Source organism: Klebsiella michiganensis, from assembly GCA_000963575.1.
Taxonomy (GTDB): Bacteria; Pseudomonadota; Gammaproteobacteria; order Enterobacterales; family Enterobacteriaceae; genus Cedecea; species Cedecea michiganensis_A.
On the sequence record CP011077.1, the window covers coordinates 1,877,757 to 1,903,703 of the forward strand.

Here is a 25,947-nt window from a genome sequence, read left to right on the forward strand (position 1 = left end):
TTGTAAAGAGCCCGGCTGCAGCCTCTGCGCCGGGCTTTTTTTGCCTTACGGGCGGAGGCAGAGAAGAGGGGGGCGACGAAGATGGGGGAGATCCGCTATCATGGTGAGGTTGTTTACTAATTCAGTTCAAATCCCGTTGCCTATGAAACCACTGCGCCAACCAAATACACGCCCAATCATTACCTACACGCCTCGCGTGGAGCCAGCGCCACCGGCTCATGCATGGCGAGTGGACGGTTTTAAAGATGTCTATCTGCTGCGCGGGCAGTATGTAGCGTTTGTCTTACTGGGCGATGCCTTCCGCCAGTCACCGCCGTTTACCCTGCCGGAGTCGGCACAGCGCTGGGCAAAACAGGTCCGGCAGGAAAACGAAGTATAAAAAAGGCCGCTAGTGATAGCGGCCTCCAGATCCAGACGGAATTGATTGTTCTTGAGAGATTAAACTTCAATCTAATAAAAGCAATGAATGATGTTTTCTGGTATGCCCCAAACAATCGAAAATCCCATTTTTCGGTTGTTTGACGCAAATTAAGGCCGCTAGAAATAGCGGCCTTTTTGCATCTCAGTTCAGATTAACGGTGGGCTAATTCCACTTCATCATCGCTGTTCAGGATCTCTTTGTCGGTCTGCTTCATCAACTGGCTGGTGATGGTCCCGGCGGTCATCGACCCGCTGACGTTCAGTGCGGTACGGCCCATATCAATCAGCGGCTCAACGGAAATCAGCAGTGCGACCAGCGTTACCGGTAGCCCCATGGCTGGCAGAACAATTAGCGCAGCAAAGGTTGCACCGCCGCCCACGCCGGCAACGCCTGCGGAACTCACGGTCACAATCCCTACCAGGGTTGCAATCCAGACCGGGTCCAGCGGGTTAATCCCTACGGTCGGCGCCACCATGACGGCAAGCATAGCCGGGTAGAGGCCCGCACAGCCGTTCTGGCCGATGGTGGCACCGAAAGAGGCAGAGAAGCTCGCAATCGATTCTGGTACACCAAGACGGCGGGTTTGCGCTTCAACGTTGAGCGGAATACTCGCTGCGCTGGAGCGGCTGGTAAAGGCGAAGGTCAGCACCGGCCAAACTTTGCGGAAGTATTTCACCGGGCTAACGCCGTTGAATGCCAGCAGAACGGCGTGAACGCCAAACATAATTGCCAGACCAAGGTAAGACGCCACCACGAAGCTGCCCAGCTTGATGATGTCCTGCAGGTTTGAACCCGCCACCACTTTGGTCATCAGCGCCAGCACGCCGTATGGCGTCAGCTGCATCACCAGGCGAACCAGCTTCATTACCCAGCTTTGCAGGGTGTCGATAGCGACCAGCACGCGCTCGCCTTTCGGCGCATCATCTTTCAGCAACTTCAGCGCCGCGACGCCGAGGAAGGCGGCAAAAATCACCACGCTGATGATAGACGTCGGGTTGGCCCCGGTCAGATCGGCAAACGGGTTTTTCGGCACGAAGGAGAGGATCAGCTGTGGGACGGTCAGGTCTGCAACTTTACCAATGTAGTTGGACTGAATCGCCGCCAGACGGGCGTTTTCTGCATTGCCCTGAACCAGGCCTTCAGCGGTCAGGCCAAACAGGTTGGTAACCAGCACCCCGACCAGCGCGGCAATCAGCGTGGTAAACAGCAGCGTACCGATAGACAGAACGCTGATTTTCCCCAGCGAGGAGGCGTTATGCAGTTTGGCCACGGCGCTCAAGATTGAGGCGAAGACCAGCGGCATAACAATCATCTGCAGCAGCTGCACATAGCCGTTACCGACCACATTAAACCACTGAATGGAATCTTTCAGCACCGCGCTGTCGGAACCATAAATGGTGTGCAGCGCCAGGCCAAAGATCACGCCCAGCACCAGACCCGCCAGTACTTTTTTGGCGAGGCTCCATTGTTTATGGCGAGTTTGCGCCAGCAGCAATAGCAGTACAACGAACACCACGATGTTCGCTACCAGTGGAAAATTCATCCCCATATCTCCTGATTTATTGTCACGCGGCCGCGCAAGGGCGGCCGTTATGTTGCAAAGCGTAACAGATGGCAGGACGTTGGCTTATATTCAAAAGGAATTGATTATTACCAAATGAATGATTTTGACTGTTTAACGCTCAGACTGGTGGGTTATAAAGCTATTAAAGGTGGTTTGCAGCGAATTTATCATCTGCGAAGACCAGCGTACTGCACCGTTTTCGGGCAGGCTTTGGGGCATCCAGACCGCAAAGCCAAACAGGGCCATGCACAGGGCCCGCTCGAGCTGGTTACCTTTTTGCGGCCGGACAATCGGGAAGCGGAAGCGCCAGCGGCATGGCCACAATAGCGGCACCCCGGCCGGGGTCAGCATGTCGGCAAGAATATGGCTCAGATAACCCAGTACCATGCCCTGCAGCGCATCGGCAGGAATGACCCAGCTTTCCGGCACTTTGAGATAAAACAGCGCCAGCCCGGCGAAAACCGCAAACAGGCTGTGGGTAAATCCCCGATGGCCGCACATTCGCGCTACCGGTTTTGAGATCCAGCTTAGCCGCTGGCCCAGAAAGGACTTCGGGTGGTCAATATCGGGTAACAGGCAGGTCAGGATCGCGGACGGCACAATATGCCACCAGTCACCCTGGGCGAGGACGGGCGTCAGTTCGGCGTTCTTGGCAAAAACTGCACAGGCAATAGAAAAGAGCAGGTGGCCTTCCGCCGTCATGATACAACCTGAATGAAGAAACTGTCGATTCATCCAGTATAGGGTTTTTGTACAGTATTCGGAAGAGGTGACGGTGTAACATTTTGTCAGAAAAATGGGCGACATCAGTCGCCCGACAGGTTTAGCCTTTCAGGCTTGCTTCGGTCAGCTGAACCAGCGAAGGGAGTTTGACGTCCGCCAGGCACCAGCGTGGGTCCGCAAAGTTCTCATCGGCAGGCACCACAATGGAACGCATCCGCGCCGCTTTGGTGGCAATCATACCGTTGACGGAGTCTTCGAGCGTCACGCAGGACAGCGGATCGATCCCCAGTTTCGCGGCGGCATCCAGATACACCTGTGGGTGCGGTTTGCTGTAAGGCAGATGTTCGGCGGAGGCTATAGCGTCGAAGTGCTGGCGCAGGTCGAACATTTCAAGCACTTTTTCCAGCATGTGCAGCGGAGATGCGGAGGCGAGGCCAACCTTCAGGCCCAGCGTTTTGCACAGCTTCACCGCCTCAACAACGCCAGGCAAGAGCGGGCGTTGCTCTTCAACCAACGAAATGGCGCGTTCGATAACGCGCGCGGTTACTTCCTCGCGCGAAGGCCCAGTCCAGGGCTGACGCGAATACCAAAGTTCGACCACCAGATCGATGCGCAATCCCAGGGTGTCAGGCAGTTCGTGACGACGCGTAATATCGACGCCGATGCTCTCCAGCACGTCCAGCTCCGCACGATCCCAAAGTGGTTCAGAATCTATCAGCAGTCCATCCATATCAAAAATTGCCGCGAGGATTTGGCGCGTTTCGGCCATAAAATGACTCCTTTCTGTTCGTCAAAATAAAATGTTTGTGTATCTTTAGCCGGAAACGAAGCCCGAAGCTACCGCTTTTGCGAATTTAGCCCGCAAAGCTCAGGCGAAATAGTGCCACACAAGGTAGACTTTGAGCGTATAACGTTACGTCCTAATAAAGGGGAGTACATGACGTATCAACAAGCTGGACGCATTGCGATTTTAAAGCGCGTGGCAGGCTGGGTTGTCTTTATCCCGGCGCTGTTGTCGACGGTGATTTCAGTCCTGAAATTTATGTATCAGCACAGCGAAAAACAGCCGGGCATTGACGCCGTGATGATGGATTTCGCCCATGTGATGATTGAGATGATGCGTTTCAATACGCCGTTCCTGAATCTCTTCTGGTACAACTCGCCGCTACCGGATTTTAACGGCCAGGTGAACGTCTTCTTTTGGCTGATATTTGCGCTGATTTTTATCGGTCTGGCGCTGCAGGACTCCGGGGCCCGCATGAGCCGCCAGGCAAAATTCCTGCGTGAGGGCGTGCAGGATCAGCTGATTCTTGAGCAGGCTAAAGGGGCAGAAGGGCTCAGCAAAGCGCAGCTCGATGCGAAAGTGATTGTTCCGCATCACACGATCTTACTACAGATTTTCCCGCTTTATGTCCTGCCGGTGATTGTCATCGTGGTGGGTTATTTCTTCTTCAAGCTGCTCGGCTTTTTATAATACAGCGAGCCACTCCGTTCAGGAGCGGCCCGCTTTTATGCCTACGCCGCTAACACTTTTTCCAGCGCTTTTTGTGCCGTAACCAGGTGTTGCCCGCCGAACAAAATCGCCCGGTTAAGCAGCGTATAAAGCTGATAAATGGGCTGGCGGTCGAGGAAGCCCGCTGGCAACGGTGAAACGGACTGATACCCGTCGTAAATTTGCGGCGGCTGGTCGCTGTGCAGCGGCAGCATGGCCAGATCGCATTCCCGATCCCCCCAGTAGCAGGCGGGGTCGTAAATAAAGGGCCCGTCAGGCCCGAGGGCGCAGTTGCCTGACCAGAGATCGCCGTGCAGTAGCGAAGGCTGAGGTTGATGAGAGGCCAGCGCCTGCTGGATAAAATCAACGATCAAATCAATATCGCCATAATCGATGCCTTTTTCCGCCGCCATTTCCAGCTGCCAGCCAATGCGCTGCTCCGCAAAGAAGGTTGACCAGCGCCGCTGCCAGGCGTTGGGCTGTGGCGTGGTGGAGAGATCGTTGTCGAAGTCGAGACCGAACTGCGGCTGGTCGCTCCATTGATGAAGCCTGGCCAACTGCTGGCCGAGGAGAAACGCGTTATGGGCATCGAGAGGTTTAGAGGGCAGATATTCCAGTAGCAGGAAGCTGTAATCCCTGTCGCTGCCGAGCGCCCAGACTTTCGGCACTCTGACAGTTTTACTGCGCGACAGCAGTTCTAGCTGGTCGGCTTCTGCCGTGAAGATGGGCAACATTTCGCGCTCGTCACACTTGACGAAGATCTCGTGGCCCGCATAACGAATATGCCATGCCGCGTGAATTTCGCCGCCGGGTAGCTCGGTGCGCTGTTCAATATCTGCCTCGCCCAACTGCTCGCTTAACAAATGACGGATGGCTTGCCACATGACTTTTCTCCCCAGGTTTGCTGGTAGACACTGCAATCAATAGCTTATCGCCGTTTGCCGGACAAAAACACGCGCTGACGCACAACCCCGGCCACTACTTACTTTTGTTTCTGCCAAACTTCCCAGCGGGTCACGATGACGGCAGGCTCTGCTCCCAGCGCCACGGCCCCCAGCCCTCTGGCCAGCGCTTCAACTTCTTGTTCATCGAGCGTACTGATTAGCCCGAAGCTGCCCGGGCCAAGTTCGTGAATTTTGCCTTGATCGTCGGTGAGTGTAAGAGAAAAACCGCCGCGGGTGAGCTGATTGTTCAGCTCGTTGATGTCGGTCAGGCTTTGCTCCTCAAATTGCACCGTTATCACATAGCGTTCAACATCACTCATAGTCACCCCGTTGTTATCCTGAAGGTTTTAGCATAGTTCATGCTGCCGGAATGGCGATATTCTCGCCCCTCGGCAGTCTGTTTATTCTGCAACGAAACGTTAGCCTCGTAGCCAGGCGTAGATTTTCTGCGTATTTTCCAGCGAGCAGAGGCGAGTGCCTTTGTTCAGCGTCGCGGCACTCCCGGCCGCTACCCCATAGCGAACGATATCCAGCAGCGGCGCGTTTTCCGCCAGTTTGAGCGTCATAGCGCCAACCATGCTGTCTCCGGCACCGACGGTACTCTGACTTTTGACCGGCGGCGGCACGACGTGCACGCATTCGCGTGCATCAACCGCCAGGGCTCCCTGAGGCCCCAGAGAAACCACAACGCGTTTTGCCTGACCGCTGTCAACAAGGTGCTGTGCGGCGGCGCGCACGTCGTCCGGCTGCGTAAGCTCGCGCTGGACTAATGCACTTAGCTCTTTTTGGTTCGGCTTCACCAGTTCGAGGTTGCCCAGTGCCAGGGTGGCTTTCAGCGCTTCTCCCGAGCTGTCCACAATGCAGCGGATGCCTTTCTCCTGTGCCGTTTTGACTAGTCGACAAAGTTTATTGAGATCAACGCCCGGGGGCAGGCTACCGCTGATCGCCAGAATATCGCCGCGATGGAGGGCGAGGGCTTTTTGTTCCAGTTGCAGGAATTCATTATCCGTCAGGGCGGCTCCGGGCATAACAAATCGATACTGCTCGCCGGTAGACTCGGTATGGACATGCAGATTTTGGCGGGTCCAGTCTTTCGCCTCAACGGTGTCCACGGTGACACGCTCTTCGAGCAGCAGGTCACGAAGATGCTGGCCAGTAGCGCCGCCAACGGGGAATATCGCCGTGGCATGTCCACCCAAATGCACAATGGCACGGGCAACGTTTATGCCGCCGCCGCCGGGCTCAAATATGGGCGAGGTGCAGCGAAGCTTCCCTTCAGGATAGATTTGCGCCGTGACGGTGGCGCTGTCGAGGGAAGGGGCGAGGGTGAGTGTAAAAATAGCGGTCATGTCTCCTCCTTTTTTAGCCATTGTCCTAAAGCCTAGCACCGAAGCGGGAAGTGAAAAGTTAATTAAAATCATGATTTATCGAATGATTATGCAAAAACCATGATCTTCGTATCCTTATGAAAATAAAGATGTTTTAAGAGTGCTCTTATACAAAAAATGAAACAAGAATCCATTGCTATGTTATTGCGGAATTTTTATAATTTGTAACCTTTCCGCGTCGGCTTAGATTTGATCCCGAGGAAAGATTCCGGAACCTTAATGGTTTCTTTTTTGTGTTGTACGGATTAATAAATGAAGCTTTTAAAGACAGTGCCGGTTGCGCTTTTACTCACCGGTGGAGCGTTCTTTAGCCACTTCGCAGTGGCAGATGACTCAGTATTTACTGTCATGGATGACCCGACTACCGCGAAGAAACCCTTCGAAGGTAATCTGAATGCAGGCTATCTTGCGCAGGCAGGCAATACCAAAAGTTCCAACTTGACTGCTAACACCAATATGACCTGGTACAACACGGCTACCGCCTGGTCAATTTGGGGTACCGCCAGTAACACCTCTTCCAACGACGTGCGCTCTTCTGAGAAATACTCAGCAGGTGGGCGTGGTCGTTACAACATGACTGACTATGACTATCTCTTCGGTCAGGCAAGCTGGTTGACTGACCGGTACAACGGCTATCATGCGCGCGATATTTTCACCGCGGGTTATGGTCGTCAGTTGCTGAATGGTCCGGTTCACAGCCTGCGTGTGGAATTTGGTCCAGGTGTACGTTATGACGAATTTACCGATGGTAAAAATGAGACTCAGGCGCTGGGCTATGCGTCTGCGACTTATAACTGGCAGCTAACCGACAACGCTAAGTTTATTCAGGGCGTGTCCGTGCTGGGCAGTGATGACACCACGGTGAACTCCGAAACGGCGCTGGATGTGGCTATCAGTGAGCATTTTGGCCTGAAAGTAGGCTATAACGTGACCTGGAACTCCGATCCGCCGTCAACTGCACCAAACCATACCGACAGACGTACGCAAATTACGCTCGGGTATAAGATGTAAGACTAAGAAGCCGGATGATCTCCGGCTTTTTTTCACCTCGTGTGCCCACTCTTCGTTTTTTCCTATCTTTTTGAGAACCAAAACCGCCTGGCAAAACTCGGCGTGTCCTGAGAATAATCGTGCATGACTATCTATCGTGTACGAGTGGGGTTTCATAACCCTTCAGCCCTGACCTTCAGGCAGCTTGACGAAATTCTGGAGCCGCAGCGATTCTGGCGCACTGAGTCCGGCGGTGGGACCTTTCGCTATTTCATGGAATACGAATATGAGTCGGAACTAAGAGACCTTTGCGCGGTGTGCGAACTGGCTTACTCCCAGGCTTGTAAGGTAAAAAAATGCCCGCTGGTGCTGGTGGAAGAGAAGGAAAAAGCGGCCTGATTCTCCCTGAAGAAGGTGGGGGGAGGCCTTATTTATCAGGGCAGTTCCGGGCAACAAAGGATGTATTCCCCTTTCCGTTAGTGTTACCATTAAAGCTTCAGGTGAAATGGCAGCGATGCCATTTTTCATTTGTATACCAGACTGCGTACCAATTCGGCGATTGTTGGTCAAATGGTTACGCAACGAACTGTTCTAAATCCAATTTCTCTACTGTATGTGATCTTTCGTGTGGGTCACCACTGCAGATAAGGACTTAACATGCCTGTTATTACTCTTCCTGATGGTAGCCAACGCCATTACGACAAACCCGTTAGCCCAATGGACGTTGCGCTGGATATCGGTCCAGGCCTTGCCAAAGCGTGTATCGCTGGCCGCGTAGACGGTGAACTGGTTGATGCTTCCGATATTATCGAAAACGACGCGAAGCTTGCCATTATCACCGCGAAAGACGAAGCGGGTCTGGAAATTCTTCGCCACTCCTGTGCTCACCTGCTGGGTCATGCCATCAAGCAGCTGTGGCCGCACACCAAAATGGCGATTGGCCCGGTTATCGACAACGGTTTCTATTACGACGTTGATCTGGACCACACCCTGACGCAGGAAGATCTTGAGCTGCTCGAGAAGCGTATGCACGAGCTGGCCGAGAAAGATTACGACGTTATCAAGAAGAAGGTGAGCTGGCAGGAAGCCCGCGAGACTTTCGTCAATCGCGGTGAGAACTATAAAGTCGCCATTCTTGATGAAAACATCAGCCATGATGACAAACCAGGTTTGTATCATCACGAAGAATACGTGGATATGTGCCGCGGGCCTCATGTGCCAAACATGCGTTTCTGCCATCACTTCAAGCTGCAGAAAACCTCTGGTGCATACTGGCGTGGCGACAGCAACAATAAGATGTTGCAGCGTATTTACGGCACCGCCTGGGCTGACAAAAAGCAGCTGAATGCTTATCTGCAGCGTCTGGAAGAAGCTTCCAAGCGCGATCACCGCAAAATCGGCAAGCAGCTTGACCTGTACCATATGCAGGAAGAAGCGCCGGGTATGGTGTTCTGGCACAACGACGGCTGGACTATTTTCCGCGAGCTGGAAGTGTTTGTGCGCTCTAAGCTGAAAGAGTACCAGTACCAGGAAGTGAAAGGTCCGTTCATGATGGACCGCGTCCTGTGGGAAAAAACGGGCCACTGGGACAACTATAAAGACGCGATGTTCACCACCTCTTCTGAGAACCGTGAATACTGCATCAAACCGATGAACTGCCCGGGCCACGTACAGATCTTCAACCAGGGTCTGAAGTCTTACCGTGACCTGCCGCTGCGTATGGCGGAATTTGGTAGCTGCCATCGCAATGAGCCTTCGGGCGCGCTGCATGGCCTGATGCGTGTGCGTGGCTTTACTCAGGACGACGCCCATATCTTCTGTACTGAAGAGCAGGTTCGTGATGAAGTAAACAGCTGTATCCGCATGGTATACGACATGTACAGCACCTTCGGTTTCGAGAAAATCGTGGTGAAGCTGTCTACCCGTCCGGAAAAACGTATCGGTAGCGACGAAATGTGGGATCGCGCGGAAGCGGATCTGGCCGTTGCGCTGCAGGAAAACAATATCCCGTTTGACTATCAGCCGGGTGAGGGTGCATTCTACGGCCCGAAAATTGAGTTCACGCTGTATGACTGCCTGGATCGCGCATGGCAGTGCGGTACCGTTCAGCTTGACTTCTCCCTGCCAACCCGCTTGAACGCCTCTTACATTGGCGAAAATAACGAGCGTTTGGTGCCGGTAATGATTCACCGCGCCATTTTAGGTTCAATGGAACGCTTCATCGGTATTCTGACCGAAGAGTTTGCTGGGTTCTTCCCAACCTGGCTTGCTCCGGTACAGGCGGTGGTGATGAATATCACTGACGGCCAGGCGGAATACGTTAACGAATTGACTCGTAAACTCCAAAATGCGGGCATTCGCGTAAAAGCGGACTTGAGAAATGAGAAGATAGGCTTTAAAATCCGTGAACACACGTTACGTCGTGTCCCTTATATGCTGGTTTGTGGCGATAAAGAGGTCGAAGCAGGCAAAGTTGCCGTTCGTACCCGCCGCGGCAAAGATCTGGGGAGCATGGACGTCAACGAATTGATTGAAAAGCTGCAGCAAGAAATTCGCAGCCGCAATCTTCATCAACTGGAGGAATAAAGTATTAAAGGCGGAAAAAGAGTTCAACCGGCGCGTCCTAATCGCATTAACAGAGAGATTCGTGCCACTGAGGTTCGTCTGACCGGTATTGATGGCGAGCAGATTGGTATTGTCAGTCTGAATGAAGCTTTAGAAAAAGCCGAAGAGGCTGGGGTTGATTTAGTCGAAATCAGTCCAAACGCCGAGCCGCCTGTTTGCCGCATCATGGACTACGGCAAGTTCCTCTACGAGAAAAGCAAATCTTCTAAGGAACAGAAGAAGAAGCAAAAAGTTATTCAGGTTAAGGAAATTAAATTCCGACCTGGTACCGATGATGGCGACTATCAGGTAAAACTCCGCAGCCTGGTTCGCTTTCTGGAAGACGGAGACAAAGCCAAAATCACCTTGCGTTTCCGTGGGCGTGAAATGGCACACCAACAGATTGGTATGGAAGTGCTTAACCGCGTCCGTGACGATCTGAGTGAACTGGCAGTAGTCGAATCCTTCCCAACGAAGATCGAAGGCCGCCAGATGATCATGGTGCTTGCTCCGAAGAAGAAACAGTAAGGCCATCAAGTAACAGACCGTGGGGCTTCGGCCTCGCGGATTTTGTTCGCCTACTGGTTCGTTTTATTAACAATGCGAAGTGGAAATTGAAATGCCAAAGATTAAAACAGTACGCGGCGCCGCTAAGCGCTTCAAAAAGACTGCTTCTGGCGGTTTTAAGCGTAAGCACGCTAACCTGCGTCACATTCTGACTAAAAAGTCTACCAAACGTAAACGTCATCTGCGTCCGAAAGGCATGGTCTCCAAAGGGGATCTGGGCCTGGTTGTCGCTTGCCTGCCGTACGCATAAGTAAACTTTTTTTAATTAATTCAGAATAGAAACAGGAGAGCTAAATGGCTCGCGTAAAACGTGGTGTAATTGCACGTGCTCGTCACAAAAAAATCCTCAAACAAGCTAAAGGTTACTACGGTGCGCGTTCTCGCGTATACCGCGTTGCCTTCCAGGCTGTTATCAAAGCTGGTCAGTACGCTTACCGCGACCGTCGTCAACGTAAACGTCAGTTCCGCCAGCTGTGGATTGCACGTATCAACGCTGCAGCTCGTCAGAACGGTATCTCTTACAGCAAATTCATCAACGGCCTGAAAAAAGCCTCTGTTGAAATCGACCGTAAGATCCTGGCTGACATCGCCGTATTCGACAAAGTGGCATTCACTGCCCTGGTTGAGAAAGCGAAAGCAGCTCTGGCATAAGCCAGTTTTAAGAGGGAGCTTGCTCCCTCTTTTAATTTATCCCCGTCATACTTCAATCTGTAGCTGCGTTAACTGCACTCGCTGGCCCCAGTCACTTACTTAAGTAAGCCTCGGGGATAATCGAGCCTGCAGCCTTACTACAAATCGAATTATTAGGGCATAACACAATCAAATTATTGACTTTCAACGCCGTAGCTCGTTCAATAGCCAAAGCGAAATTATGTCAAATAAGGTAACTGCAAGCATGAATGCTGCTATTTTCCGCTTCTTTTTTTACTTTAGCGCCTGACTCAGGGGGCTTTGCGCGTAAGAAAAGAAACGAAAAACAGCGCCGAAAGCCTCCTGTCCGGAGGCTTTTTTTTTGCGTTTCGTTTTCGAATCAGACCAACTACCCCGGCAGTTTGCCGGCATAAGAGGAATACCATGCCACATCTCGCAGAGCTGGTTGCCAGTGCCAAAGCAGCCATAAACGATGCCCAGGATGTTGCCGCGTTAGATAACGTACGCGTCGAATATTTAGGGAAGAAGGGGCACCTGACCCTTCAGATGACCACCCTGCGTGAATTGCCAGCGGAAGAACGCCCGGCAGCGGGCGCGGTGATTAACGAAGCTAAAGAGCAGGTTCAGGAAGCGCTGAACACTCGTAAAGCCGCCCTGGAAAGCGCCGCGCTGAACGAACGCCTTGCGGCAGAAACGATTGATGTTTCTCTGCCTGGCCGCCGTATCGAAAATGGCGGCCTGCACCCGGTAACCCGCACCATTGACCGTATCGAAAGCTTCTTCGGCGAACTGGGCTTTACCGTAGCGACCGGTCCTGAAATTGAAGATGACTATCACAACTTCGATGCGCTGAATATTCCAGGCCACCACCCGGCGCGTGCTGACCACGATACTTTCTGGTTTGACGCGACCCGTCTGCTGCGTACCCAGACTTCTGGCGTGCAGATCCGCACCATGAAAGACAAGCAGCCGCCAATTCGTATTATCGCCCCTGGCCGCGTCTATCGTAACGACTACGACCAGACCCACACCCCGATGTTCCACCAGATGGAAGGCCTGATCGTTGATACCAACATCAACTTCACCAATCTGAAGGGAACACTGCACGACTTCCTGAATAACTTCTTCGAAGAGGATCTGCAGATCCGCTTCCGCCCGTCTTACTTCCCGTTCACCGAACCGTCCGCAGAAGTGGACGTGATGGGTAAAAACGGCAAGTGGCTGGAAGTTCTGGGTTGCGGCATGGTGCACCCGAACGTACTGCGTAACGTGGGCATCGATCCGGAAGTTTATTCCGGCTTCGCCTTCGGTATGGGCATGGAGCGTCTGACCATGCTGCGCTATGGCGTGACCGATCTGCGTGCATTCTTCGAAAATGATTTACGTTTCCTCAAACAGTTCAAATAAAGGCGGGATATCCAATGAAATTCAGTGAACTCTGGTTACGCGAATGGGTAAACCCAGCCAACAGCAGTGACGAACTTTCCAGCCAGATAACAATGGCAGGGCTTGAGGTGGACGGCGTTGATGCCGTAGCAGGGGCTTTTCACGGTGTTGTGGTCGGGGAAGTGGTTGAGTGCGGCCAGCACCCGAACGCCGACAAACTGCGCGTGACAAAAGTTAACGTAGGCGGCGATCGCCTGCTGGATATCGTCTGCGGCGCCCCAAACTGCCGTCAGGGCCTGAAAGTCGCCGTGGCGACCGTTGGCGCTGTGCTGCCGGGTGATTTCAAAATCAAAGCTGCCAAACTGCGCGGTGAGCCATCGGAAGGGATGCTGTGCTCCTTCTCCGAGCTGGGTATTTCCGATGACCACAACGGCATCATCGAGCTGCCAGCGGACGCGCCAATCGGCACCGACATTCGTGAATATCTGAAGCTCGACGACAACACCATTGAAATCAGCGTCACGCCAAACCGTGCCGACTGCCTCGGTATTATCGGCGTGGCTCGCGACGTGGCGGTTGTGAACAAACTGCCGCTGGCTGAGCCAGAAATTACAGCCGTAGCCGCGACTATCAATGACACGCTGCCAATTCGTGTAGACGCGGCGGAAGCTTGCCCGCGTTATCTGGGCCGCGTTGTGAAAGGCATCAACGTTAAGGCACCCACGCCGCTGTGGATGAAAGAGAAGCTGCGTCGCTGCGGCATCCGTTCCATCGATGCGGTGGTTGACGTCACCAACTATGTGCTGCTGGAGCTTGGCCAGCCGATGCACGCCTTTGACCTGGACCGTATTGACGGTGGGATCGTGGTGCGTTTGGCGACAGAGGGCGAAACCCTGGTGCTGCTGGACGGCAGCGAAGCGAAGCTGAATGCCGACACCCTGGTGATTGCTGACCACTCCAAAGCCCTGGCCATGGGCGGTATCTTCGGCGGCGAGCATTCAGGTGTTAACGACGAAACCCAGAACGTGCTGCTGGAATGTGCCTTCTTCAGCCCGCTGTCCATCACCGGCCGGGCGCGCCGTCATGGCCTGCATACCGATGCCTCCCACCGCTACGAGCGTGGCGTAGATCCTGCGCTGCAGTACAAAGCGATGGAGCGAGCGACCCGTCTGCTGGTGGATATCTGCGGCGGTGAAGCTGGCCCGGTTATCGATGTCACAAGCGAAGCGCATCTGCCTAAACGCGCCACCATTACGCTTCGTCGTAGCAAACTGGACCGTCTGATTGGTCACCACATCGAAGATGCTCAGGTCAGCGACATTCTGCGTCGTCTGGGCTGCGAAGTGACCGAAGAACAGTCCCAGTGGACTGCCGTTGCGCCAAGCTGGCGTTTCGATATGGAAATTGAAGAAGACCTGGTGGAAGAAGTGGCCCGCGTTTACGGCTACAACAGTATTCCAAACAGCCCGGTACAGGCTGGGCTGGTGATGGGCACCCATCGCGAAGCTGACCTCTCTCTGAAGCGGGTGAAAACCATGCTGGTGGACAAAGGTTATCAGGAAGTTATTACCTACAGCTTCGTCGACCCGAAAATTCAGCAGCTTCTGCACCCGGGCGAAGAAAATCTGATTCTTCCTAATCCTATCTCTACCGACATGTCCGCCATGCGTCTGTCGCTGTGGAGTGGCCTGCTGACAACCGTGGTTTACAACCAGAACCGCCAGCAAAGCCGCGTGCGTATTTTCGAGTCCGGCCTGCGCTTTGTGCCTGATACTCAGGCAGACCTTGGGATTCGTCAGGATCTTATGCTGGCGGGCGCTATCTGCGGCAACCGCTATGAAGAGCACTGGGATCTGGCGCGTAACACCGTTGACTTCTATGATCTGAAAGGCGATCTTGAGTCCGTTCTGGCCCTTACCGGCAAACTTTCAGACATCGAATTCAGAGCGCAGACAAATCCGGCCTTGCATCCTGGGCAAAGTGCTGCCATTTATTTAGCAGGTGAATGCATTGGTTTCATTGGTGTTGTTCACCCTGAGCTGGAACGTAAACTGGACCTTAACGGCCGCACTGTGGTGTTCGAGGTGCTGTGGAACAAGCTCGCAGACCGCGTGGTGCCTGAGGCGCAGGACGTTTCTCGCTTCCCGGCAAACCGCCGCGATATCGCTGTTGTAGTGGCTGAAAACGTCCCGGCAGCAGATGTTTTGGCCGAGTGTAAGAAAGTTGGCGCAAATCAGGTAGTTGGCGTAAACTTATTTGACGTGTACCGTGGCAAGGGCGTAGCCGATGGCTACAAGAGCCTGGCCATAAGCCTTATCCTGCAGGATACGGGCCGTACACTCGAAGAAGAGGAGATGGCCGCTACCGTTGCAAAATGTGTAGAGGCATTAAAAGAGCGATTCCAGGCATCATTGAGGGATTGAACGTATGGCGCTTACAAAAGCTGAAATGTCAGAATATCTGTTTGATAAGCTTGGGCTTAGCAAACGAGATGCCAAAGAGCTGGTAGAGCTGTTTTTCGAAGAGATCCGTCGCGCTCTGGAAAACGGTGAGCAGGTTAAACTCTCGGGCTTTGGTAATTTTGACTTACGCGATAAAAACCAACGTCCCGGGCGCAACCCGAAGACCGGTGAAGATATTCCCATTACGGCGCGCCGTGTGGTGACCTTCCGACCTGGTCAGAAGCTAAAAAGTCGGGTTGAAAACGCGTCGCCAAAAGACGAGTAACCTGAGTTAACAAAAGGCCGCATTCGCGGCCTTTTTTTTCTTATGACACGCTAACGTGCCGGAATACAAAGGTGCAATGCGGTTGAGAAGGCCATCACAACCCACCAAAATCCATAGCAGTGTGGACTCATTGTGGACATAAATTCCCCCTCAATGGATTAAGCGTAATGGCGTCCTGTAAGAACTCAGGCGCAAAATGCGCATACACCATTGTCTGCTCAATCCTGGTATGACCGAGTATCCTCTGCAGGGTGATAATGCTCCCGCCGTTGATCATGAAGTGAGTTGCAAAGCTATGTCTCAACGAGTGAGTTGCCTGTCCCGCAGGTAAGTCAGGTTCATCAGTTTTAACGTCTCTCTAAACTCCCTGTACGAAGCATTGGGAAAAAGAAAGCCTTTCTTATCGCCCACTAATTCCTGAGCCACTGCATCAGAAATTGGCACAGTTCTGGGTTTGTTCGTTTTGGTTTTTACGAACGACACACGATTGTGAACGATATGTTCCGCTTTTAATCTTTCAGCCTCGCCCCATCTGGCACCGGTACTCAGGCATAAAACCGCGATTAAGCTATTATCGCCACTCAGTCGGGATAGCAGTATTTCAATTTCGTCAGTGGTCAGATACCTCGCCTCCGGTGTTTGTTCTTTGAGGCGTTTTATTCCCCGAAAAGGGTGTGATGATGATCTCCTCCCGTAAAACGCCGCATGGAACTAAAACGGCTCTATTTACATATCCGTTGCTTTTTTACAGTACGCAGAGTGACTACGGAGACATGACGAAAAGTTATTTATAAAACAATAGTTCTTTATACAATGAAAGGGAGTTAACTCCCTTTCATTGTATTGTTAATAAATTAATGCTTTTTAGTGCCTGGGGTGAATCAATTGTATCGTATTAATTTTGAATGCCATGCAGTCAGAAATAGATTCGGGTTGTATGTCGAGTCTTATTTTTAATTTTCCAGAGGGCTCTGTTGATTTTATTATTTTAGATAGATTGATAATTGCTCCTCTTTGAGGTGAAATAAGGTTGATACTATTTTCCTCACTAAATGAATCGTTATTAGTGCTCCAGAAGATTTGAATCATCAAATCAGACTCAGATCTGTTACAGCTAACATTTAAATAAAGATTGTCTTCGTTAGTGATGAGCTTAGGGTCAAAGTCATATACAGCAAAGGGATCTCCACCAGTAATTATATATTCTTTATTGTTTGTTTTGATATCATGTGTGATATCAAGCTTTCCTTCGATGCCATTTTCTGAAGTCGAGTATTTCAAAGCAGAGGGGGGCGGAGGCGATAGAAAGAAGTTATTAATAATGCTTCGTTCAACGCTTGTAACAAATACATAGTCTGGTTTGTAGGTCTTTATGACTTCATATAACCATTCGGGATTAGAACCGAAGTAGTGAAGCTGGACTACGTCACTAAATGATGCGGCCATAAATGGCGACATTGCTGTCCCAAATGAGTCTCTTAGCCAAAGTACTTTAGCTTTATTTCTGGCGTTTTTTGAAATTATTCGTATGGGATTGTCTGGTGCATCAATAAGCACATTCACGCCGCTACTAATTAAAGAGTTGGTTTTTAGATCATACCGCGAAATATTTATTTCATCATTTGAAATGACATCAACGTTCTGATAATGATCGGTGGTGATATTTTCCGTACGAAGAAATCGAGATAGATCATCACCTTGTTTCTCGTTCCATCCGACATATTTTCCTGTTTTATATGCATGGTATTTTTCATTATCAAAGACTTTACTCATGAAGTAATCAAAAGCTAACCATCCTCCTAATGCATTCCAATGAGTATCTGTTTTATAATAAAGTGGTTCTTTAAAATTTTGTTTTTGTTCAATTAAATATTTTGTTGGATCAACAAAAATACCATTTTTGTCGGCATCAATGACTGCGCTAATTTGTCTGTATTCCGAAGGGTATGCCCATTTAGGCAAATGCTCTTTATATATAATTTCTTTATCAGGACCGATTAATACTTTAAATTCCTTGACTCCATTATCTAAAAAGAATTTATTCCATTCTTGCATAGCAATTGCAATTTTTTTTGCACTTTCCAAATCATTATCAGATGCCCCCAGGCGCCTATTTGAAACTGTGTTAGACTCTTGGTCACCTAAAAATAACCAGCCATCATTCCCAACTATTACTTGATCAGGGAAAAGACTAATTCCAAATTTTGATAAAATGTTGCTAACAGGTGCTGTTACTGAGTCCAGTTTATAGTACTGCTTTGTTGTGAAGTATTCTATTAAGCTTCTATTCCACTGAGTCAGATTGTAAATTGGTAGTAGCAAGAGAATCAACGCTGAAATAATAAGAAATGTAAGGACGAATTTTTTCATGTTGTGGCTCAGAATTTTGAATACAGTGAAACGCTATTTGCTCCAGAAAGAGCAGTTAGCATAGCAATGGTGAACAATAAGATAGATGCGGCTGTTCGTTTTCTTACAGAATAGCTTGAAGATAGTTCACTTGTATTTTTTTGGGTGATAATGACAAAGGCTAATATCATAAAAATAAAAGTTATAATGTTTTCGGATATTCCGAGAGGAATCCCTGGCAGGAATTTTTCTAAGAAAAAACCGGACCAAGAAAGCTTCCATGTTTCTATTTCCACTGGAGCTTTAATGTAGGCATCTTGTAAACCAATCATCCCACTTAAAATTTTAGTTGCCGAATCAAGATCTTTTGCTCTAAAAAATACCCATGTGATGTTAATAAAATTAAAGGTTAAAAACCAAGCGAAAAATCGTGGCATTGAGAATTTTAGCTTGCTCCATATCCTATGGATTATAAGGGCTAAGCCATGCAATAAGCCCCAAATTATGAACATCCAATTTGCACCATGCCATAACCCGCCTAATAAAAAAGTTATTAGAAGGTTCGCATATGTTATTGTTTCACCATTCCTGTTGCCACCAAGTGGAATGTAAATGTAGTTTCTAAGAAAGCGGCTAAGGGTAATGTGCCAGCGCCTCCAAAAGTCTTGAATGTTTAATGCTTTATAAGGTGAGTTAAAGTTAATTGGTAATTTTATGTTAAACAATAACGCAGCACCTATTGCCATGTCAGTATAACCACTAAAATCAAAATATAACTGAAATGTATAGCTTAGGCTAGTGAGCCATGCATCTATCGTAGTTAAATGTGATGCAACATCGAAGCCCGAATCCGCCCATTTTGCAAACACATCTGAAATTACTACTTTTTTGAAAAGTCCGATGGAGAAAATAAAAATGCCAATCGAAATGTTCCTATAGTTTTTTAATGAGTTCCACTTGGAAGAGAACTGTGGGATTATTTCTTTGTGATAAGTGATGGGTCCGGAAAAAAGCTGTGGGAAAAATGTTGTAAACAAGAAATAATTCAAAAGGCTATAGTTTTTAGTTCTTTCTTTGTAACTGTCGACAAGATAAGAAATTTGCTGGAATGTAAAAAAACTAATGGCGAGAGGTAATGTTATATGCAATAACTTGAAATGTGTGCCTAACGAATTCAAATTGTCTAAAAAGAAATTTGTGTATTTATAGTACCCAAGTAGTAATAGGTTGAATGCAATGCCGAGTATAAAAGCTGCTTTTTTATGACTATTTGTTCTGTTTGTTGAATTTGGTTTTAAATTTTCACTTCTTAAATATGAACCGATTGAAAAGTTGACAATTATTGAGAGAAGCAATATTGGAAGGGAACTAATGTCCCACCAGCTATAAAAAAACAAATTGGCAGAAATCAACCAAACTTTAGAAGCTATTGATAGCTTTAGGTGGTTAAGCCAGAAATATATAAAGAAAGTTATCGGTAGAAAAAAGAAAATGAATTGGTATGAACTAAAGAGCATATGCACAACCTTATGCTGAGATTGAAAATATATACAAATTTCATTAGAAGATCTAACAATTGTACTGGTGGAATCGTAATTTGCCAAGAAGATACCAATGGAATTGGCTAATTAAATGCATATTCATACATCATGAATACTAAGCTAAGGTTTAAGAAAAATGCAGATTTGTAGCCTAACTGTCATCATTCCGGCTTTTGAATGGAGAAAACTGATGCAGATTGGCTATGTGCGCTTATCAATAAATGAGCAAAATACCGCGCCACAGCGTGACTGACGCGCTGGATGGGGCGGGATGTGAACTAATTTTCGAGGATGGAATCTGCGGGAAATCGACAAATAGGTTGGGGTAAAATCGTGCGCTCAGGAAACTTAATGCCGGTGATACTCTGGTAGAGTGAAAGCCCGGCGGATTTGATGCTGCCCCATCCCACAACTGGCGGACAGCAACAAATTCACTGGATGTAAAAATAAACCAATTCATAACCGGGGTTTTATGTCGATGTGGTCAGAATGTGGACGCGACCTGAAATAAGTCCTTTTATTTCAATTTACTAGATTTGAAAATGAAGGCCGCATTCGCGGCCTTTTTCTTTTGCTTTTAAGTCCTGTTACCTGGCGGCATGCGCTTGACAAACATTGCACCTGAATGGTTGTATTGTACAACTATATTTCAACGGTAACGCTCATGTCTGACAGCACTCTTATTGAATCTATCCGCGCCTCGTCGCGGCAGGTTGTGCGCGAGCTTGGTTTTCTGAACTCAACGCTTGCCGCAACGAACTACTCCGCTTCTGCGGTTCATGCTTTGCTGGAAATTGATTCGCGGGAGAACGCCACAGCAGCCGATCTGGTTCAGGTTCTTGGCCTGGAGAAGTCGAGCGTCAGCCGAATGATAGGCAAACTGCGAAAGGCGGGGGAGCTGTTCGAGAGTGTTTCAGACGAAGACGCCCGAGCCAGACGGCTCCAGTTGACCACCCAGGGTAAACAGACGGTCAGGGACATTCATCGGTACGGCAGAATGCGCGTAGAGAAAGCCCTGGCGCATCTGAATGCTCAGGCACAGAAATCGGTCGCTGATGGGCTGTCCAACTATGCTCTGGCGCTAAAAGCCTGTCGCGGCGAGCCGGCTGATGACGAGGGAAGAAATAATTTCGAGATCTTCACGGGATACCAGCCCGGCGTGATTGGCCGGGTGGCGGAAATGCACGCCAGCTATTACTCAACACATTATAACTTTGGCCATTTTTTTGAAGGCAAAGTGGCAGCCGGGCTGGCGGAGTTTGCAGGGCGTCTGGATAGGCCCTGTAACCGCATCTGGGTAGTATGCCGCAATGGCAAAATTGTGGGCTCTGTATCCATTGATGGTGAGGACCTGGGCAATCACGAAGCGCATTTGCGCTGGTTTATTCTCGACGATGAGTGCCGCGGCAGCGGTATCGGGCGAGCGCTCTTACGTGAGGCGATGCGCTTTTGCGATGATTACGGTTTTTCCGCTGTACGGCTGTGGACCTTTAGCGGATTAAATGCGGCTCGCCATCTTTATGAATCGATGGGATTTGAGTTAACCCGGGAATGGCAGGGCGAACAATGGGGAAGCTCAATGCTGGAACAGCAGTTTACGCGCAAACGACCTGCCAAAGAGTAATTCGGGACAGGCGTGCCATTACGACCTTTCTTTGCTTGTCCTCTTCGGCAAACTCCCCGTAAAATCATGCGCATAAATGGGGCAGGGGGAGCCTTTACGGAATGCTGAATTTTGTAACCAGACAACGCCGCTTTGAGCGACGCTGGCTTATAGCCCTGGTCTTAGCCACGGCGGCTATGCTGGTCTTGAGCCTTTGCGCCGGAGATGTCTGGTTTTCCCCCCTTTCCTGGGGGAGTGATGAGGCCCGGCTCTTCATCTGGCAAATCCGCTTGCCGCGAACGCTTGCCGTCCTGCTGGTGGGGGCGGCTCTGGCCGTGACCGGCACGATTATGCAGTCGCTGTTTGAAAATCCTCTGGCTGAGCCTGGTTTACTGGGCGTCTCCAACGGCGCCGGCGTCGCGCTGGTCTTCGCTCTCCTGCTTGGGCAGGGGATGCTGCCGGGCTGGGCGCTGGGGCTGTGCGCGATTCTTGGGGCCCTGGCGATCACTCTTATTCTGTTACGTTTTTCCCGTCGTCATCTTTCCACCAGTCGTCTATTACTTGCAGGTGTCGCGCTCGGGATTATCTGTAGCGCCCTGATGACCTGGGCGGTCTACTTTAGCTCAAGCCTGGATCTGCGCCAGTTGATGTACTGGATGATGGGTGGCTTTGGCGGCGTGGACTGGCGGCAGGGCTGGTTAATGGTGACGCTGCTGCCGGTCGTTGTCTGGCTGTGCCGGCTGCATGCTCCCCTCAACCTGATGGCGCTGGGCGAAAACTCAGCCCGGCAGCTGGGGCTTTCTGTCTGGCTGTGGCGCAATATTTTAGTTGTGGCTACCGGCTGGCTGGTTGGTGTGAGCGTGGCGCTTGCCGGGGCTATTGGATTTATCGGCCTGGTTATCCCGCACATGCTGAGGCTTACCGGGCTAACAGATCATCGCGTTTTGCTGCCTGCCAGCGCGCTGGCAGGGGCCGCGGTGTTAACCGGTGCGGATGTGGTCGCGAGGCTCGCTTTAAGCTCCGCCGAGCTTCCTATTGGCGTAGTGACCGCTACGCTCGGCGCGCCGGTGTTTATCTGGCTATTATTGAAAGCCGGACGTTAATTCGGCTCACTGAGGAAGAGGATGATATGCAAAGTAATGTTCTGAATACCGAAGTCACCACAATCGACGGCGAAAACACCACGCTGGAGAGTTGGCAGGGTAAAGTGCTGTTGGTGGTGAACGTCGCTTCCAAATGCGGCCTGACGCCGCAGTATGAGCAGCTGGAGAATCTGCAAAAAGACTTTGAGGCACAGGGTTTCAGCGTGCTGGGCTTCCCGTGCAACCAGTTCCTGGGGCAAGAGCCTGGCAGCAGCGAAGAGATCAAAACCTTCTGCAGCACCACCTATGGCGTGACGTTCCCGCTTTTTAGCAAAATCGATGTCAACGGCGAGCACCGCCATCCGTTTTATCAAAAGCTGATTGACGCTCGCCCGGCGGCTGTTGCCCCGGAAGGTAGCGGTTTCCTGGAGCGGATGAGCAGCAAAGGGCGCGGCCCGCTTTACCCTGATGATATCCTGTGGAACTTCGAAAAATTCCTGATTGGCCGTGATGGCAAAGTGGTTCAGCGTTTCTCTCCGGACATGACGCCGGAAGATCCGCTGGTGCTGGACGCCATTAAACAGGCTTTGGCTAAGTAATTTGTCCCTGTTGCAACTGACAGACGTCACCGTCGCGGGCCGGGTTGGGCCGATATCTGCGGCGGTGGAGTCCGGGGAACTTATCCATCTTGTCGGGCCGAACGGGGCGGGCAAGAGCACGCTGCTCACGCGGATGGCAGGGTTAAGCGCCGGGCAAGGCCGCCTATTGTTTAATCAGCGGCCGCTTGACGGCTGGTTGCCCGCCGAGCTTTCCCGGCATCGTGCCTGGCTGAGCCAGCAACAGCTTCCTCCTTTTGCGATGCCCGTCTGGCATTACCTGCAGTTGCATCAATCTTCGCCTGAGTCTGAAGTGGCAATGCTGCGTCTGGCGGAGTCCCTGTGGCTCTCAGACAAGCTGACCAGACCGGTCAATCAGCTTTCCGGGGGGGAATGGCAGCGCGTTCGGCTTGCGGCCGTGCTGCTGCAGGTTGATCCTTCGGTCAACCCGGAAGGGCAGCTTATGCTGTTGGATGAGCCGATGAATAGCCTGGATGTGGCCCAGCAGGCCGCGCTGGATCGCCTGCTACACGGATTTTGCGACGCCGGCATTGCGGTCGTGATGAGCAGCCATGATTTGAACCATAGCCTGCGCCACGCCCATAAAGTATGGCTATTGCGTGAGGGGAAAATGGTGGCCCAGGGATCGCGGGACGACGTGCTAACGCCGAAAAATTTAGCGGCTGCCTACCAAATGCCGTTTCGATTATTGCGTATCGAAGGGCACAGTATGCTGATAAGCCCGCTATAACATCGTGGAAAGCTTGCAATAATTCCGGGCGACAGGCTAAATTACTGGAAACAGCAAGACCGGGAGTTGTCTGAAAATGCGTTTGTGGCTTATTGCAGTGGCATGCATCGTGTTGGTGGGGTGTAGTCATAATGCCCCTCATCCGAACGCCCGGCTTTCCGATTCCATCACGGTTATCGCTCAGCTAAACGATCAGCTCCGCAGCTGGCACGGCACGCCATACACCTACGGCGGCATGAGTAGGCGCGGTGTGGACTGCTCCGGCTTCGTGCTGATGACCTTCCGCGACAAGTTCGACCTTATGCTGCCGCGCATGACCAGCGAGCAGGCAGAAATCGGCACAAAAATCGATAAAGATGACCTGTTGCCGGGCGACCTGGTGTTCTTCAAAACCGGTTCGGGTGAAAGCGGACTGCACGTTGGCATTTATGATACCGACAACACCTTTATTCACGCGTCTACCAGCCGCGGCGTGATGCGTTCCTCTCTGGATAACGTCTATTGGCGTAAAAAATTCTGGCAAGCCCGCCGCATATAGCCTTTCCTGTTTTGTTCTTGACTGAAAATCGTGACCGTTCCCGCAAATCTGCGGGCAACGTCAACGCCGTTTGCAATATCAGGTAATATCGGGATGCATTGTGCTTTTCCCGCTAAGGATTGTTTCATGGTCACCCTCGAAGATGTTGCAGCCCACGCCGGCGTCTCCCGCGCCACCGTATCCCGCGTGGTGAATGGCGACACTAAGGTTAAATCGCAAACCCGCATTAAGGTAGAGGCCGCAATTGCCGAATTGGGCTATTCCCCCAATCCTGCTGCCAGAGCGCTTGCGTCCAGCCAGAGCCACTCCATTGGGCTGGTAACCACATCCTACACCGGGGGCTTCTTCGGCTCGCTGATGGATACCGTGCAAACCGAAGCGGAATCTAACGGGAAGCAGTTGCTGGTCACGCAGGGGCGTGGCGTAGAGGAGAACGAGCGCAATGCCATTCAGCGGCTCTACAACCTGCGCTGCGATGGATTAATCCTCCACGTTCGAGCCATCGCTGATGAAACCCTGCTTCAACTGGCGGAACGAGGTAACCGGTTTATTGTCCTCGACCGGGACGTGCCTGCACTAAGTTCGCGTTGCGTCGTTTTCGATCACCGCCTTGCCAGCCATATGGCCACCCGCTATTTGCTGGATGCCGGTCATCTGGCGATCGCCTGTTTGCATGGCCCAACCCAGCGCGCCTCAAGCCTTTTGCGCCGTCAGGGCTTTCTCGATGCTATGGAAGAGCAGGGGATAACTCCGGTCGCAGTGGTTGAAGGGGAATACGATATGCCCAGCGGCTACCGGCAAACCTCGGCCTTGCTGGACGAGTATAAAATCAGCGCGCTTTATTGCTGTAACGAGGAGATGGCCGTTGGGGCGATGCTGGCCATTACCGAGCGGGGGTTACGCATTCCTCTGGATATATCCCTTATTTGTTATGACAGTGGCGATCGCGCGGCATTTGTTCGCCCCGCGTTAACCAGCGTTTATTTCCCAATAGGGGATATGGCCCGCTACGCAACGCGTAAATTATTGAATGAGCACTGTGAGAATGAATCTTTTTTACCTTGTATCATAACCCGGGATTCCGTGCGCAACTTACGTTAAAAACTGGCTATGTACGGATATCCAGGATAAGCTAAAAGTTATTAAAAGATAAAGCTTAAACGTTTCAGGGATGAGTGTGAAATTCACAGCGACAGCTGCTATCCGACTATTTTCGGATTGGCGCCGTATCTCTCTGCCGTCCAACCAGAAATCCACAGGGCTGGCAAAATGATTGTTTCACTTGATAGTGTTTATTGTTCTCACCTCTACTATCGCCCTGCCGTCAGGCCGGACGACAGCATTTTGGGGGTTGAAATTGTCGCAAACTTCGAGGGTGCCAGCGCGCCAGTACGTATTCCTACCGAATTGTTAATTCCTCATCTTGCTCCGGAACAACACCTCGAGCTGTTTAGAGAAAAATTAACGCTAATAGAAGAACATCAGAATTTCTTTATCACCAGTGAACTGGTTGTCTGGGTTCATATTAATGAAACTATTATTGACGCACTAATTAACAACCAGGATTTATATACCCGGCTAAAGGCTTTGCCGTTTATTGAATTAATGATTAGCGAAAGTTTTCCTGATTTAAACAGCGGCAAAATGAATTTAAGGCTGGCCTGGCTGGCTGAGCGTTTCTCACTCGGCCTGGCTGACTTTGGTGCCGGAAATGCCACCACAAAATCTATTTTCGATGGCCTGTTTCGGCATGTGATTCTGGACCGTTTTTTTGTTCAGAAACAGCTTCCGGGCCGCACTTTCTCGCCATTTATGCTTGCCATTCTTGGCCAGGTTTCACCGTTTTGTCAGGCCTTGCTGATAGCCGGGATAGATACCGCCAGCGCCCGGCTTAAAGTGCAGGGGTTAGGCTTTGCTGCTATGCAGGGTAAACTCTGGCCGCTGGTACCGCCGGAGGAGTTGGCATCACTTTTCCCGCCTCATGAAGGTCTGGTTCACTAAAGCCCCTGCTGCGCCACCGTGTTTAAAAT

At 50.9% G+C, this 25,947-nt stretch carries 26 protein-coding genes; 18 read left to right on the forward strand and 8 right to left on the reverse strand.

Going from position 1 to position 25,947, the window contains the following annotated elements:
* The first annotated feature begins 142 nt into the window (after positions 1-142).
* Complete coding sequence (locus tag VW41_08930; protein AJZ89149.1) at positions 143-379, forward strand: cell division modulator; 237 nt, start codon at positions 143-145, stop codon at positions 377-379.
* Between the two features lie 193 nt (positions 380-572).
* Here VW41_08930 and VW41_08935 read toward each other — a convergent pair whose 3' ends face one another.
* The 3 genes from VW41_08935 to VW41_08945 form a co-directional block, all read right to left on the reverse strand.
* The gene (locus VW41_08935) at positions 573-1,964 is read right to left on the reverse strand and encodes an L-cystine transporter tcyP (protein AJZ89150.1); all 1,392 of its coding nucleotides are present in this window, start codon (positions 1,962-1,964) and stop codon (positions 573-575) included.
* Positions 1,965-2,096: 132 nt separating this feature from the next.
* Positions 2,097-2,687 (reverse strand): hypothetical protein, encoded by a 591-nt coding sequence (locus tag VW41_08940; protein ID AJZ89151.1) that lies wholly within the window; start codon positions 2,685-2,687, stop codon positions 2,097-2,099.
* Positions 2,688-2,808: 121 nt separating this feature from the next.
* Entirely contained in the window at positions 2,809-3,477 is a 669-nt protein-coding gene (locus VW41_08945) for a 2-deoxyglucose-6-phosphatase (protein ID AJZ89152.1), read from the reverse strand.
* A gap of 168 nt (positions 3,478-3,645) precedes the next feature.
* Between VW41_08945 and VW41_08950 the strand changes: the two genes are divergently transcribed.
* A complete protein-coding gene (locus VW41_08950; protein ID AJZ89153.1) occupies positions 3,646-4,182 on the forward strand; it encodes a membrane protein in 537 nt (178 codons plus the stop codon).
* A 41-nt stretch (positions 4,183-4,223) separates the two neighbouring features.
* Here VW41_08950 and VW41_08955 read toward each other — a convergent pair whose 3' ends face one another.
* From VW41_08955 to VW41_08965, 3 genes are all read right to left on the reverse strand, one after another.
* Positions 4,224-5,084, reverse strand: coding sequence for a hypothetical protein (locus tag VW41_08955; protein AJZ89154.1), 861 nt, complete (start codon positions 5,082-5,084; stop codon positions 4,224-4,226).
* A gap of 98 nt (positions 5,085-5,182) precedes the next feature.
* A complete protein-coding gene (locus VW41_08960; GenBank protein ID AJZ89155.1) occupies positions 5,183-5,464 on the reverse strand; it encodes a hypothetical protein in 282 nt (93 codons plus the stop codon).
* Positions 5,465-5,563: 99 nt separating this feature from the next.
* Positions 5,564-6,493, reverse strand: coding sequence for a 6-phosphofructokinase (locus VW41_08965; protein ID AJZ89156.1), 930 nt, complete (start codon positions 6,491-6,493; stop codon positions 5,564-5,566).
* 291 nt (positions 6,494-6,784) lie between these two features.
* On the opposite strand from VW41_08965, the gene VW41_08970 reads away from it, so the two are divergent.
* The 9 genes from VW41_08970 (at position 6,785) to ihfA (ending at position 15,457) form a co-directional block, all read left to right on the forward strand.
* On the forward strand, positions 6,785-7,543 hold the full coding sequence (locus VW41_08970; GenBank protein ID AJZ89157.1) for a membrane protein: 759 nt from the start codon (positions 6,785-6,787) through the stop codon (positions 7,541-7,543).
* Between the two features lie 123 nt (positions 7,544-7,666).
* Entirely contained in the window at positions 7,667-7,921 is a 255-nt protein-coding gene (locus tag VW41_08975; GenBank protein ID AJZ89158.1) for a hypothetical protein, read from the forward strand.
* Between the two features lie 258 nt (positions 7,922-8,179).
* On the forward strand, positions 8,180-10,108 hold the full coding sequence (gene thrS / locus VW41_08980; protein AJZ89159.1) for a threonine--tRNA ligase: 1,929 nt from the start codon (positions 8,180-8,182) through the stop codon (positions 10,106-10,108).
* A 57-nt stretch (positions 10,109-10,165) separates the two neighbouring features.
* Positions 10,166-10,654 (forward strand): translation initiation factor IF-3, encoded by a 489-nt coding sequence (locus VW41_08985; protein AJZ89160.1) that lies wholly within the window; start codon positions 10,166-10,168, stop codon positions 10,652-10,654.
* A gap of 91 nt (positions 10,655-10,745) precedes the next feature.
* Positions 10,746-10,943: a 50S ribosomal protein L35 gene (locus VW41_08990; protein ID AJZ89161.1), complete on the forward strand. Its 198-nt coding sequence runs from the start codon at positions 10,746-10,748 to the stop codon at positions 10,941-10,943.
* 44 nt (positions 10,944-10,987) lie between these two features.
* Positions 10,988-11,344, forward strand: coding sequence for a 50S ribosomal protein L20 (rplT, locus tag VW41_08995; protein AJZ89162.1), 357 nt, complete (start codon positions 10,988-10,990; stop codon positions 11,342-11,344).
* Positions 11,345-11,767: 423 nt separating this feature from the next.
* Entirely contained in the window at positions 11,768-12,751 is a 984-nt protein-coding gene (locus VW41_09000) for a phenylalanyl-tRNA synthetase (GenBank protein ID AJZ89163.1), read from the forward strand.
* Positions 12,752-12,765: 14 nt separating this feature from the next.
* Complete coding sequence (pheT, locus tag VW41_09005; GenBank protein ID AJZ89164.1) at positions 12,766-15,153, forward strand: phenylalanine--tRNA ligase; 2,388 nt, start codon at positions 12,766-12,768, stop codon at positions 15,151-15,153.
* Between the two features lie 4 nt (positions 15,154-15,157).
* The gene (gene ihfA / locus VW41_09010) at positions 15,158-15,457 is read left to right on the forward strand and encodes an integration host factor subunit alpha (protein AJZ89165.1); all 300 of its coding nucleotides are present in this window, start codon (positions 15,158-15,160) and stop codon (positions 15,455-15,457) included.
* Between the two features lie 864 nt (positions 15,458-16,321).
* On the opposite strand, the gene VW41_09015 is transcribed toward ihfA, so the two are convergent.
* Both VW41_09015 and VW41_09020 read right to left on the reverse strand, forming a co-directional pair.
* The gene (locus VW41_09015) at positions 16,322-17,827 is read right to left on the reverse strand and encodes a hypothetical protein (protein AJZ89166.1); all 1,506 of its coding nucleotides are present in this window, start codon (positions 17,825-17,827) and stop codon (positions 16,322-16,324) included.
* 8 nt (positions 17,828-17,835) lie between these two features.
* On the reverse strand, positions 17,836-19,323 hold the full coding sequence (locus tag VW41_09020; GenBank protein AJZ89167.1) for an acetyltransferase: 1,488 nt from the start codon (positions 19,321-19,323) through the stop codon (positions 17,836-17,838).
* Between the two features lie 688 nt (positions 19,324-20,011).
* Here VW41_09020 and VW41_09025 point away from each other — a divergent pair.
* The 7 genes from VW41_09025 to VW41_09055 all read left to right on the forward strand — a co-directional run bounded on the left by VW41_09025 (position 20,012) and on the right by VW41_09055 (position 25,918).
* Positions 20,012-20,971 carry a MarR family transcriptional regulator gene (locus VW41_09025; GenBank protein ID AJZ89168.1) on the forward strand — a complete coding sequence of 320 codons (960 nt, stop codon included), beginning with the start codon at positions 20,012-20,014 and terminating at the stop codon, positions 20,969-20,971.
* Between the two features lie 101 nt (positions 20,972-21,072).
* Entirely contained in the window at positions 21,073-22,053 is a 981-nt protein-coding gene (locus VW41_09030) for a Vitamin B12 import system permease BtuC (GenBank protein ID AJZ89169.1), read from the forward strand.
* A gap of 26 nt (positions 22,054-22,079) precedes the next feature.
* Positions 22,080-22,631 carry a glutathione peroxidase gene (gene btuE, locus VW41_09035; GenBank protein AJZ89170.1) on the forward strand — a complete coding sequence of 184 codons (552 nt, stop codon included), beginning with the start codon at positions 22,080-22,082 and terminating at the stop codon, positions 22,629-22,631.
* 1 nt (position 22,632) lies between these two features.
* Positions 22,633-23,379 carry a vitamin B12-transporter ATPase gene (locus tag VW41_09040; GenBank protein ID AJZ89171.1) on the forward strand — a complete coding sequence of 249 codons (747 nt, stop codon included), beginning with the start codon at positions 22,633-22,635 and terminating at the stop codon, positions 23,377-23,379.
* A gap of 76 nt (positions 23,380-23,455) precedes the next feature.
* A complete protein-coding gene (locus tag VW41_09045; protein AJZ89172.1) occupies positions 23,456-23,917 on the forward strand; it encodes an endopeptidase in 462 nt (153 codons plus the stop codon).
* Positions 23,918-24,043: 126 nt separating this feature from the next.
* A complete protein-coding gene (locus VW41_09050) occupies positions 24,044-25,018 on the forward strand; it encodes a LacI family transcriptional regulator (GenBank protein ID AJZ89173.1) in 975 nt (324 codons plus the stop codon).
* 168 nt (positions 25,019-25,186) lie between these two features.
* A complete protein-coding gene (locus tag VW41_09055; GenBank protein AJZ89174.1) occupies positions 25,187-25,918 on the forward strand; it encodes a cyclic di-GMP regulator CdgR in 732 nt (243 codons plus the stop codon).
* Positions 25,919-25,947 lie beyond the last annotated feature (29 nt).